The sequence below is a fragment of the Corynebacterium sp. UMB6689 genome, from assembly GCF_030215295.1.
Lineage (GTDB): Bacteria > Actinomycetota > Actinomycetes > Mycobacteriales > Mycobacteriaceae > Corynebacterium > Corynebacterium aurimucosum.
Genome location: NZ_JASOLS010000027.1, coordinates 1 through 11,875 on the forward strand (window position 1 = coordinate 1; position 11,875 = coordinate 11,875).

Consider the following 11,875-nt stretch of genomic DNA (forward strand, 5'->3'; position numbering starts at 1 on the left):
ACTCACAATGAACATCCTCTCCTACGGACACAAGATCCGTACAAATAGGGTGTCCACTAAACGAGGGTAACCTCAGGTAATGGACACATTCCAACGTGCGAAAGGCCTACAACAGTCTGAACCATCTATGGCGCCAAGGCATGCTCTTTGTCTACATCAATCAACCTAAAGGCGTCTTAGAACCTGCCCGCATCAAATCTACGACCAACAGTCTTGAAGGCGGGATTAACGCTCGCCTGAAAGAGATTGCGCGTGCTCACCGGGGCAGAACAAATGAACACCAGCGCAAAATGCTGGACTGGTGGCTGTACCTAAAAACAGAACTGCCCGACGATCCACTACGCATCGCCAGACAGTCCCACTGGGGCCAGGACCAACTCGCCAAAGTATCCATCCTGACCCACACCGAGAACCAAGCCGACCACGAAACAGGACGACCAGCCCTCTACGACAACGGTATCGACACCGAGTACACCCACTCAATCGCCATCACAATAGAAAACCCCCGCCTCAATGTGAGTCGGGGGACGGAGGGTGAACGGTAACTAGTTCAGACCCGGGATCTGCGGCAGCTTCGGCTGCGGGATGTTAAGACCGAAGATGCGGTTGATGGTCGGGATGAGGCCGTAGGCGGCACCGCCGACGACTGCAATGACGGCGATGATGGGGAGGATAACCTTCGCGCCACGGCTGGAGCCTGCGAAGAAGGCCGCAGCCATATCGTCGGCAGAAGGCTCCTTCGTGTTGGTCGGCTTAGAAGGCTTGGTCGGCTCGGTAGGCGTCGTAGTGGAGCTCGACGGCTCTTCCTCCTTCACGGCCGGGCGGGCGGTCAGCCACTGGTCCGAGTCCAGAACGCCCTGGGTCAGGCGGGTCTCACCAATCCAGCCGTACCACGGGTCCTGCGGCGTGCGGTTATCAAAGCCAGCGCCCATGACCCACTGCAGGTCTCGCGGGAGGAGGCCTTCAGCGCCCTTGGCGTTGCGCAGGATGGGTGCACCGTTGATGAACATCTCCACGGTGTCGGAATCCGGCTTGTTCACCACGGCGATGTGCATCCACTCGTCGGTGGGCACCTCGTGGGACCAGACAGTAGAACCTTCGCCTTCCTTCGGTTCCGCCCACCAGCGCAGCTCACGGAGGTTAGAAATGCCGAACATGACGGTGGGGTCGGTGTCGTCGGATCCGTCGACAAGCTCGGCGATGCTGGAGTCACGGGAGATAGCACTCCCCCAGCCGTGCTCGGAGCCGTTGAAATCCTTCGGAATCTTTACGAAGGACTCGAAGGTGTAGCCCGCGGAGGTATCGACCTTGTTGATCTCAGCGCCTTCCTTGGACCGGAACTCCGCCATCGCGGCCTTGCCGGCTGGGTCGGACCAGTAGAGGGAACCAGAATCGGAAGACAGTGGGTGGTGGTCCTTGGTGTAGGTGATGCGCTCGCCCGTGTTGGAAGGACCACCCTCGCGAACGAGGTCGCCGGCACCGTCGGCACCGAAGGCATCCGGAATGACAGCGCCCTCGGTGGCCACGTCGCCGTCGGCAAGCTGCTTGCCGTCCTTGTTCTTGGTCTGGCCCGGGCGCCAGTGAAAGACGGTCTTGTCGGCCTTCACGAAGTCGTTCGGGCCCTCCGGAAGCTGATCCTTCGGGATGGTGTACGGGGTGTAGCCTTCCTCAGCGATGTCGCGAGCCTTCTGGCCAAGGTCCGGGTTGTTCTCATCGCCGATGGTCCACTCCGGGGCAAAGTCAGCAAAGCGCTCATTGAAGTTCAGCGGCACGTGGTAGCTATCGCCCTTGCCGTCGAGGATGAGCTTGTCGAACTGCGTGAGCTCCTTGGCTGGTTTCTGCGCCACCCACGGGGACAGGGCGGTCATCTCTAGTTCGTTGCCGGAGAGGTCAAACTCGAGAACGCCGAGCAGGCCATTGCCGCCCTGGTAAGCCATCTGGTAGTCCTGCAGGATGCCAATGACGTCGTGGCCAGCGTCATTCTTGTCCACGCGGTAGCCCGCGCCGTGGTGATGTCCGCCCATGGTAAGGAAGATCTGGTCGTTCTTCTTAATGAACTTGTCCCACAGGCCCTGGCCGTAGTCATCGGAGTAGAAGACCTCGCCAGCACCATCGATGTTGAGCACCTCATGGCTGGTGAGGATGACCGGGAGGTCTGGGTGAGCATCGAGAACGCCCTGGGCCCAGTCCAGGGCTCCATCGTCCGCGCGCCAGGCCAGCGCCAAGACTAGGTACTTCTGGCCTTCTGCTTCAAAAATGTGGTACTCAGAGTCGTTGTTCACTGCAGTGTGGCGTTCTCGGAAGGTCTCCGGGTTAGCGTTCTTGGCACGCTCGGCGTTGAAGTAGTGGTTGTAGGGATGCGCTGAACCATCCTGAATCATGTCGTGGTTGCCCGGGAGGATGGAGTAGTTCAGGTCGGAATCATCGAGGACCTTCATGGCTTCATCGGCAACCTTCCACTCGCCGTCGACGTCCGGCTGGTCCACCACGTCACCAAGGTGCGTAGCAAAGTCCATGTTGAGCGCTTCCTGGTTCTTCACCAGCCACTCGACTTGCGCCTTAAAAGGCTCACTGCCGTAGCGCGCCTGGGCCAAATTGCCGGTTTCCGGGGTGGAGTAACGGGAGTAGAACTGGCTGTCCGGCAGCACGCCGATGCTAAAACGTGAGCCCAGGCCTTCTGAAGGTTCGGCAGCAGAGGCCGGGACGACGAGGAACGTACCGGCCACCGAGGCGGTGACCACGGTGCCGAGCAGGCGGCGAGAAGCCATAGTTCTTCCAATCACAGTGAATAAAGCCAAAAGAGACATAAGAAATGTATTCTCCATAGCTTTCCCTCACGTAACGACCGCATGAACGCACGTTTAAATGATTACCCGCCGCTAGGATGAACGCTCATGAGCAATATCACTAAGAAATACAACGTCGACGTCACCCGCGTAGATACCGGTCGCTACCGCGCCACGAATGCCGCAGGTGCGACACTCGAGTTCGGCACGGGCGAAGGACTACTGAGTCCTGTTGAGCTGCTCCTCGCCGCCGTGGCGGGCTGCTCAGCCGTGGACGTCGACGTAGTTACCTCCCGGCGCACGGAGCCGGAGCTTTTCGACGTTCACGTGGAAGGTACCCGCGTCAACGAGGACGGCGCCTCAAGGCTTAGCGACGTCGACGTGGAATTCTCCCTCCGCTTCCCCGATACCGATGCCGGCCGTCAGGCCCAGTCCATGATGGAGCGCCTCGTGCGCATCTCCCACGACAAGGACTGCACCGTGTCCCGCACGGTAGAAAACCCCACCAACGTCACGTTCCGCACGACCCAGCCCTAAGGCTGCACGTTTTAAGCGCCTGTGGGGTGCTTTAAGCGAAAGGGTTGTCGTCGCGCGAGGGGTGCTCCTCCCACGATTCGGCGAAGGGGTTGTCCATGGCTTGCTGCATAGTGTGGGAGCCATCCCCGAATGGGTTGTGCCCGGCATCGGAGCGCTGGCGGCGATAGCGCTCACGATCCGCCTGCGCCATGTAGCCCAGCTCTTCGCCGTCCACCACGAGCCAGGGAAGCGGGCTGGGATCCACCATGCGGCGCGGACGTCCCTGATGCGGTGAGGACAACATAGTGCGGATATCCGTCCGAGCCTGGTCCAGTTCCCCAAGATCCTTTGGACTCATTGAGGTTTTAATAGTCTTGCCGCCGCCGGTTCCAACCACCTCAGCCTTGAGCATGCTAAAAGAAAAGACTCCTGAAGGAATCGAGGGATTGCGCATGTCCACCTTGTCGAAGGCAAGGACGTCGTCATCGTCGAAAACCAGGATGAGCCCTTGCGGGGTGATGTACACCCAGGCCTCGTGCTGCATATCGACGTCTACCCGGTAAAACCCAATGAGCGGCTCGTCCGGCTCCAGCAGCCCATAGGCGTTGAGTTGTATCGTTCCCACACCACCACACTGCGCAAAGCCGTGATCCCACAGGTAGTGCATCTGACCTTGCAGCAACACTTCCCACAAGCCACGAATGAAGTCAGACAGGAGAGCGCCGTACTTATTGGCTAGCGGCTTGTGGATGCGCAGGTAGCCCGAGCGGATCTCAAACACGATCGGGTACGTCAGGGGCAGTGATTCGACGAAAGCCTCATCGATATGCAGGCGGCCATTATTCGCCTCGATGAATTCTTCCGCGGGGAAAAGATGCTCCACCACGAGGGTGTTTCCTTCTTCACGGGTATCGAGGATCCACTGAGAGTTCCGACGGCAGTTCTCGATGTAACCCTGAAGCACCGCTTGCACCTCAGCATCGCTGAACTGCTGGTGGTTCAGCCGGAACACGCTGTCGCCCTGAATGAAACGCATTCTCAGCTCTTCAGCCATACTTATTCCTCCGTCTTATGGGGCTCCGTGCACGTTTATGGCTCTGCGAGGCGCACCTGTGCACCCACCCATACTAATTGTGGTGCAATTTTAGACCATCGTGGCTAAAGTGACTTCAGATACTTTCTTCGGCCCCATCTTTGTCAGCCCACTTGACCCTCGCTAGGAGAACTCCATCATGTCTTTGTCCCGCCGTTCCCTTATCAAAGCCAGTGCCCTCGCGCTGACCGCCGGTGCCATCGGCAGCCAAGCACCCGCTGCGCTCGCCGTGGGTCCAGCTGTGGGCACCATTATTGACTTCTCCGCCGGTGTCCCTTCTGCGCGCGCCATCAAGGCCGCCGGCCACCTCGGCGCCATTCGCTATGTTTCCCAGCGCCGCCCCGGCGCTAACTGGATGCAGGGCAAACCCGTCACGCTGGCGGAAACGAAGGCCAATGCCGCTGTCGGCCTGAAGACCGCCTCCATTTACCAGTTCGGCCGCGCCGAGACCGCCGACTGGCTCAACGGTGCCGCGGGTGCCGCCGTCCACGCCCCGCAGGCCATCGCCATTCACAAGGCCGCTGGCGGGCCGAAGGGCCGCCCGATCTACATCGCGATCGATGACAACCCCACCCGCGCCCAGTATGAGAACCAAATCCGCCCCTACCTCAAGGCCTTCTCGACGGCGCTGAGCGCGGCCGGCTACCAGACCGGCGTGTACGGCAATTACAACGTCATCGACTGGTGTGTCAACGACCGCATTGGCCAGTTCTACTGGATGCACGATTGGGGCTCGGGCGGCAAGATTCACCCGCGCACCACCATCCACCAAAAAGCCAAGAACCAGGCCACCATCGACGGCGTGACCTGCGATATTAACACCGTCTACGCCAATGACTGGGGTCAGTGGACCCCGGGCCAAGGCGCGGTGACACCGCCCAAGGTCAAGGACATCCCGAGCGTACCGGACAACATCCCGCTGCCCAACATCACCCTGCCGGATCCCACTGGTCGCGGCTCCAGTGTGAGCAGTGATGGCATCACCATTGCTGGTTCTTCCATCAGCAATGACCAAGTCCGCGGCGCGGTGGATATCCTCAACACCGTGCGCAAGTCCATGGGCTAAATGCCCCGCAGCGGCGCGGCGCCTTACCGCGCCGCAGAGGTCTTCGAGGCCGACGTTCTAGACGTTGGTTGAGAGGACGGCGCAGAAGAAGACGGCTCCGAAGATGTCGCGGCAGCCGGCGTCGCTGTCGTGGAGGTCGCAGTGGGCGCAGCGCTGGGCGTCGTCAAGCGCGTGGCAACAGCACCAGGATTAGCCAGCGCCTCCTTGTTCAGGTTGTTGCCCTTCACCAGGTTCTTACCGGTGATCTCCTTGCGTACATAGGACGTGAGTTCCTGAGCGCTTCCTTCAATGGACGCAGCCACAACGAAGTTCTCCCCAAAAGATACCGAGGAATGGCGATCCTTGCTGTCCGACCATCCCCACTTAGAGCCCACGACGTCGCTCAGCTTCGCGGTGCCGTAGTTCTGTTGATATCCGTCGGCAGATACAGCATCGGCGTGGGACATAGCTACCAGCACAGGATGGGTCGGATCATCCTCCATGAGCTGAACAATGAACCTCACAACGTCGTACGTAGAGGTCATGGAATGCCCCCAGTCCTCCCCCGCGGACGTGGACTCCAAGCCATATTCCTTAGCAATGGCATCGATGGATCGCGGATATTTCTCAAAGAGCTGTGCGGCACTCTCGTCAGAGGAATCAGCAACCATATCCAACGCTAGGTACTTGTCCTCGAAAGACCCGCGTTCCAGCACGTAGGTTGCGATGTAGAGCTTAATCAAGCTCAGCGCATAGCGCGGCTGGTGTTCAGTGGTCGAGCCCATGTGCATGCCCGTCTCAATGCGGTAATACGTGATGGCCTTGGACTCATCGCCCTTGAGGAACTGACCTACTGAGTCCGGGACAGCAGCCAGCTGCAGCTGGCCTTTCCGATGTGTGATGGGGCCAGGTTTGCGTGCGCTGGTCTGCACTGAACCGCCAGCCGCGGAGTCTTCTTCGTGCGCTGGCGAGCACGCAACGAGAGAGGCTGCACCGAGTACGCACGCCAGAAGGGCGGCGCCAGCTCGCACTGACGCCGCCCTGTGAGAAGGCTGAGAGTAAAACACGATGTTTGATTCTACTCTCTACCGCCTGAAACGGTGTGATTGAGGCGTTTTAGTGATCCACCGGAGCCTCAACACCCACGCCGGTCAGGGAGCGAACCTCCATCTCGGCGGACAGTTCTTCTAGGTTGTCCGGCGGGGTCATGATGGAAACGATCCAGCCGGCGAAGAAGGCCAGCGGGATGGTGACCAGGCCCGGGGAGGACAGCGGGAAGATGGACCAGTCAGCGTTCGGGAACATCGAGGTCGGGGTACCGGAGACTGCCGGGGACAGGAAGATGAGTACCAAGCAGGAGATAACACCGGTGTACATCGACGCCACGGCACCTGCGGTGTTGAATCGACGCCAGTACAGGGAGTACAGGATGGTCGGCAGGTTGGCGGAGGCAGCCACGGCAAAGGCCAGGGACACCAGGAAGGCAACGTTCTGGGTCATGGCCAGAATGCCCAGGATGATGGAGACAATGCCCAGGACGACCACGGTGATCTGGGAAACGCGAACCTGCTCAGCCTCGGTGGACTCACCGTTGCGGATGACGGAGTGGTAGATATCGTGCGCGATGGAAGCCGAAGCAGTGATGGCGAGGCCGGCGACAACAGCCAGAACGGTAGCGAAGGCCACCGCGGAGATGACCGCCATGAAGATGGAGCCACCGATCTCCAACGCCAGCAGCGGGGCCGCGGAGTTCGCACCGCCCGGTGCGGCGAGGATGCGGTCCGGGCCAACGAGGGCGGCAGCGCCGTAGCCCAGAACCAGGGTCATCAGGTAGAAGGCGCCGATGATGACGATGGCCCAGGTAACGGAGCGGCGAGCCTCGGTCGCGGTCGGCACCGTGTAGAAGCGCATGAGAACGTGCGGCAGGCCACCAACACCGAGAACGAGGGCGATGCCCAAGGAGATGAAGTCGAGTTTCGTGGTGAGGTTCTTGCCGTACTTCAACCCCGGCTCCATGATCTGGGAAGCCTCGTAGCCGCCTTCCTTGATTGCTTCGGAATTAGCGTGCATATCAATCGCCTGGGTAAACAGGGCGCTGAAGCCGCCCTTCAGCAAGACAAAGGTGAGGATGCACATGATGACCACACCGGTGACCAGGAGCACGGCTTTGATCATCTGCACGTAGGTCGTGCCCTTCATACCACCGACAAGAACGTAGACGATCATGAGGATGCCCACGATGCCGACGACGACGGCCTGCCACTTGAAGTCGTGAATATTCAGGAGCACGGCCACGAGGGAGCCCGCGCCGGCCATCTGTGCGATGAGGTAGAACAGCGACACGAACAAGGTCGAGATTGCCGCCGCCACGCGCACCGGGCGCTGCTTGAGGCGGAAGGACAGCACGTCCGCCATGGTGAAACGGCCGACGTTGCGCATCGGCTCGGCGACGAGCATTAGAGCAACGAGCCAGGCAACGAAGAAGCCCACCGAGTAAAGGAAGCCATCGTAGCCATTGAGCGCGACGGCACCGACGATGCCCAAGAAGGATGCGGCGGACAGGTAGTCACCTGAGATAGCCAGGCCATTCTGGCGGCCGGAGAAACTACCGCCACCGGTGTAGAAATCAGAAGCTTCCTTGGTGGACTTACCGGCTTTCAGCACCACGTACATGGTGACGACAAGGAACGCCGCAAAGACTGAAATATTGAGAATCGGATTGCCGGCGGAGGATTCCGCTGCGGCCAAAGTAATGGTCTGCATTGTTTAGCCCTCCAGTTCCTGGCGAATGGCCGCTGCCTGCGGCTCGATGTTCTTGTTGGCGTAATTGACGTAGATGTACGTGATGATGAAGGTGGTCAGGAACTGGGCTAACCCGAAGATGAGGCCAACGTTCCAGCCTCCCCCAAGTTCAATAGCCATGAAGTCTGGCGCAAAAACGGCGGCCAGCACGTAGAGGACGTACCACACAAAGAACGCCACAGTCATGGGGAAGGTGAACTTGCGGTATGTGCCGCGCAGCTTGGCAAACTGCGGGCTGTCACGCATCTCGATGAACTCTTGCGGCGTAGGTTCGCGGCGCGAGTTAATCGAAGCAGGTGCGTCAGTCATGTCGCTCTCCTTACAAGGGGTCTTTTCTCCACAAACCGCGGTGAGAGACAAAGGTAGTGTCTTCAATCACGTTTTGCCTTGCACAGTAAGTTACCTAACTGCCCTTGCAAGGTTGTAAATCCTGCCAAGAAAAGTTAATAACACACACTTTTACTACCCCCTACCCCTGCATCTACGAGGCATTTTCAGCTCACCGCTAGCACCCCCACAGGAGAATTCAAAGAGGGAATCTAATTTAGCAAACCGAAACTTCGCAGGATCTTTAACAGATCTTCACTCTCCTCTCCTGCCGATCCCCACCTTCCCAGGCACACAACAAAGCCCGCCTTCAGCACCCCACCCTTCTTCCCAAAACATTGAAGGAAAAAGAGCGCGATGCGGAAGACGGGCTCCATCGCTCACGGGCACGTAACGCACCCCGCAGTGTTCAAGCTTTAGGCGCCAGGAAACTCACGCGGGTCCTTGAACATGCGGCCAAAGCCTTCCTTGCCATCAAGCGCGTCGAGTGCCGCGACATCTTCGGCAGTAAGCTCTACCTCCGCGGCAGCGAAGTTTTCCGCCAGGCGCTCGCGGCGGCTGGACTTCGGAATGACCGAAATTCCCTTGTTCAACAGGTATGCCAGGACAGCTTGGCCAGCAGTAATATTGTGTTTCTCAGCTACTGCCTCAACCTCGGGGTTAGTGAGGACAACACCGCGCGCCAGGGGCGACCAGGCTTCCGTCACGATGTCATGCTTGTCATGGAATCGACGCAGCTCCGACTGCGTAAAGCCCGGGTGCAGCTCCACCTGGTTGAGGACCGGCACGATGCCCGTCTCATCGATCAAAGTTTGCAGAGTCTCTTCATAGAAGTTGGCCACGCCAATCGACGCAATCTGACCCATGCCCTGCATGCGGGCAATCTCCTCGAAGGTCTCCACGTACAACCCGCCCTGTGGCCAGGGCCAGTGGATGAGGTAGAGGTCAAGGTAGTCCAGCTGCAGCTTGTCCAGGGACTCGCGGAAAGCCTGGCCCACTTTGTCCTTGCCATGGTGGTCGTGCCAGACCTTGCTGGTAATAAAGAGCTCATCGCGGGTCACGTCGCCGGCCTTCATAGCGGCGTTGAGCGCCTGGCCCAGCTCTTCTTCATTCTCGTAGAGCGTGGCAGTATCGAAGTGGCGGTAGCCCAGATCGATGGCTTCGCGCACGGAGCGGCCAAGCTCCTCCCCGCGCAGCTTGTAGGTTCCGAGACCCAATAGCGGCATCTCGCGGTCATCATTGAACGTAGTTTGTGGGACACTCATGTCCCCCATTGTGCCGCACTGCCGCGCGCTGCGTAGCAGAAAAGGGCGGTACGGCTCCTTCAGCCCCGACGAAAACGCGCGAAACGCCCTCACCAATGTGTGCCGTGCTCTAATGCGCGGCCGGTCAGGGCGTCGTTTAAAAAGATAAAGAGGGGCTGTGCCCCCTTCCTCCTTTAGGCGCGAATGAGATCGATGACGAAGGTCAGCGTGCGGCCAGACAGCGGGTGTGCGCCACCAGCCGGGCCATAGGCCTTCTCCGGCGGGATGACCAACTTACGGCGGCCGCCAACCTTCATGCCAGGGATTCCTTCCTGCCAGCCGGCGATGAGACCGGTCAGCGGGAATTCGATGGACTGGCCACGGCCCCACGAAGAGTCGAACTCCTGGTTCGTCTCGTAGTCAACACCAACGTAGTGGACCTCAACGAAGCCGCCCGGCTGGGCTTCGGCGCCGTCACCCACCACAATGTCTTCGATGACAAGGTCCTGGGGAGCAGGCTCCGTTGCCGGCTCAATTACGGGCTTTTCCATTGGGGATTATCCTCCTTGGATTACTTTCTTCTTTGCTGGCCGCATACGCGTGGGCCGAGCCACAACGTTCCCCAGTATAAGCGGAGATGAGAGGCTCGGCCCTAGAAACCCAGCGTATGGGCTATACGTCAAGCCACGGCGGCCTGTTAAAGACCACCGTTCAGGCTACCGTTTAGCGCTCGCTACGCGGGGTGACCTTACGCAGGGTCTCGCCGGTGTAGATCTGGCGCGGACGGTTGATCTTGGTGTTGAGCTCAAGCTGCTCGCGGTACTGAGCAATCCAGCCCGGCAGGCGGCCGATGGCAAAGAGGACGGTGAAGAAGTCCGTCGGGAAGCCCATGGCGCGGTAGATCAGGCCGGTGTAGAAGTCGACGTTCGGGTAGAGCTTGCGGGAGACGAAGTAGTCGTCGTTCAGCGCAATCTCCTCAAGCTTCATAGCCAGGTCCAGCATCGGATCGCCACCGAGGTGATCGATGATCTCGTGAGCGGTGTCCTTGACGATGGCCGCGCGCGGGTCGTAGTTCTTGTACACGCGGTGGCCGAAGCCCATGAGGCGAACGCCCTTTTCCTTGTTCTTCACGCGGTTCATGAAGTCGGTTGCGTCACCACCGTGGTTGTTCTGGATATCCTCGAGCATCTCCAGAACAGCCTGGTTAGCACCACCGTGCAGCGGGCCGGACAGGGCGTTGATACCACCGGCGATAGCAACGAACAGGTTGGCCTGAGCGGAGCCGATCATGCGGACGGTGGAGGTGGAGCAGTTCTGCTCGTGGTCAGCGTGCAGGATAAGGAGCTTATCCAGAGCCTTGGCCACGATCGGGTCGACCTCATAATCTTCAGTCGGGTAACCAAACATCATGCGCAGGAAGTTCTCGCGTGCGTTGAGCTTGTTATCCGGGTACATATAAGGCTTACCCTGCGATGCGCGGTAAGCATAAGCGGCCAGCATCGGCACCTTAGCCAGCAGACGGACGGTAGCCTTGTCCAGCTGCTCCTCATCCAGCGGGTTGAGCTGGTCCTGGTAGTAAGCGGAGAGAATGTTAAGGGAGGAGGCAAGAACGGCCATCGGGTGCGCATCGCGCGGGAAGATGTTGAAGGCCGCCTTAAAGTCCTCATCCAGGAGGGTGTGGTGGCGAATTTCAGTGTTGAACTTCGACAGCTCGTCCTCGGTCGGCAGGTGGCCCTTAATCAGCAGGTAGGACACCTCGTTAAAGGTGGCGTTCTCAGCCAAATCCGCGATGTCATAACCACGGTGGCGGAGAATGCCTTCCTCACCATTAATAAAGGTGATCTTGGACTCGGTGGAACCGGTCGCTGCATAACCCGGGTCGAAGGTCACCAGGCCAGTCTCGTTACGGAGCTTGCCAATGTCGAAGCCGGAGTCCCCCTCAGTGGACTGTTTAATGTCCATCTCGTACTCGCCGCCGGGGTACTGCAGTACAACCTTGTTCTTTTCAGAAGCCACGTGTTTTCCTTTCCTCAATGTTCAACGCCGACCACGGCCGGCGCGA

At 59.4% G+C, this 11,875-nt stretch carries 10 protein-coding genes and 1 pseudogene; 3 read left to right on the plus strand and 8 right to left on the minus strand.

Going from position 1 to position 11,875, the window contains the following annotated elements; translation table 11 throughout:
• Positions 1-80: 80 nt before the first annotated feature.
• Positions 81-545, plus strand: a pseudogene (locus QP363_RS11675) (hypothetical protein); the annotation flags it as partial.
• On the opposite strand, the gene QP363_RS11680 reads toward QP363_RS11675, so the two are convergent.
• Positions 546-2,768, minus strand: coding sequence for a LamG-like jellyroll fold domain-containing protein (locus QP363_RS11680; protein ID WP_284764655.1), 2,223 nt, complete (start codon positions 2,766-2,768; stop codon positions 546-548).
• Positions 2,769-2,894: 126 nt separating this feature from the next.
• On the opposite strand from QP363_RS11680, the gene QP363_RS11685 reads away from it, so the two are divergent.
• Positions 2,895-3,323 carry an OsmC family protein gene (locus QP363_RS11685; RefSeq protein WP_284764656.1) on the plus strand — a complete coding sequence of 143 codons (429 nt, stop codon included), beginning with the start codon at positions 2,895-2,897 and terminating at the stop codon, positions 3,321-3,323.
• 31 nt (positions 3,324-3,354) lie between these two features.
• Here the strand turns inward: QP363_RS11685 and QP363_RS11690 are convergent, their stop codons facing one another.
• On the minus strand, positions 3,355-4,338 hold the full coding sequence (locus QP363_RS11690; RefSeq protein ID WP_284764657.1) for a hypothetical protein: 984 nt from the start codon (positions 4,336-4,338) through the stop codon (positions 3,355-3,357).
• Between the two features lie 196 nt (positions 4,339-4,534).
• Here QP363_RS11690 and QP363_RS11695 point away from each other — a divergent pair, with 196 nt between their 5' ends.
• A complete protein-coding gene (locus QP363_RS11695; protein WP_144657402.1) occupies positions 4,535-5,461 on the plus strand; it encodes a DUF1906 domain-containing protein in 927 nt (308 codons plus the stop codon).
• 23 nt (positions 5,462-5,484) lie between these two features.
• Here QP363_RS11695 and QP363_RS11700 read toward each other — a convergent pair whose 3' ends face one another.
• The 6 genes from QP363_RS11700 to QP363_RS11725 form a co-directional block, all read right to left on the minus strand.
• Complete coding sequence (locus QP363_RS11700) at positions 5,485-6,471, minus strand: hypothetical protein (RefSeq protein ID WP_284764658.1); 987 nt, start codon at positions 6,469-6,471, stop codon at positions 5,485-5,487.
• Positions 6,472-6,556: 85 nt separating this feature from the next.
• Positions 6,557-8,203: a cation acetate symporter gene (locus tag QP363_RS11705; protein WP_049154161.1), complete on the minus strand. Its 1,647-nt coding sequence runs from the start codon at positions 8,201-8,203 to the stop codon at positions 6,557-6,559.
• Between the two features lie 3 nt (positions 8,204-8,206).
• Entirely contained in the window at positions 8,207-8,551 is a 345-nt protein-coding gene (locus QP363_RS11710) for a DUF485 domain-containing protein (protein WP_049154159.1), read from the minus strand.
• Positions 8,552-8,985: 434 nt separating this feature from the next.
• Entirely contained in the window at positions 8,986-9,843 is an 858-nt protein-coding gene (locus tag QP363_RS11715) for an aldo/keto reductase (RefSeq protein ID WP_284764659.1), read from the minus strand.
• Positions 9,844-10,007: 164 nt separating this feature from the next.
• On the minus strand, positions 10,008-10,364 hold the full coding sequence (locus QP363_RS11720; protein ID WP_010187736.1) for an FKBP-type peptidyl-prolyl cis-trans isomerase: 357 nt from the start codon (positions 10,362-10,364) through the stop codon (positions 10,008-10,010).
• A gap of 172 nt (positions 10,365-10,536) precedes the next feature.
• Positions 10,537-11,829 carry a citrate synthase gene (locus QP363_RS11725; protein ID WP_284764660.1) on the minus strand — a complete coding sequence of 431 codons (1,293 nt, stop codon included), beginning with the start codon at positions 11,827-11,829 and terminating at the stop codon, positions 10,537-10,539.
• Positions 11,830-11,875 lie beyond the last annotated feature (46 nt).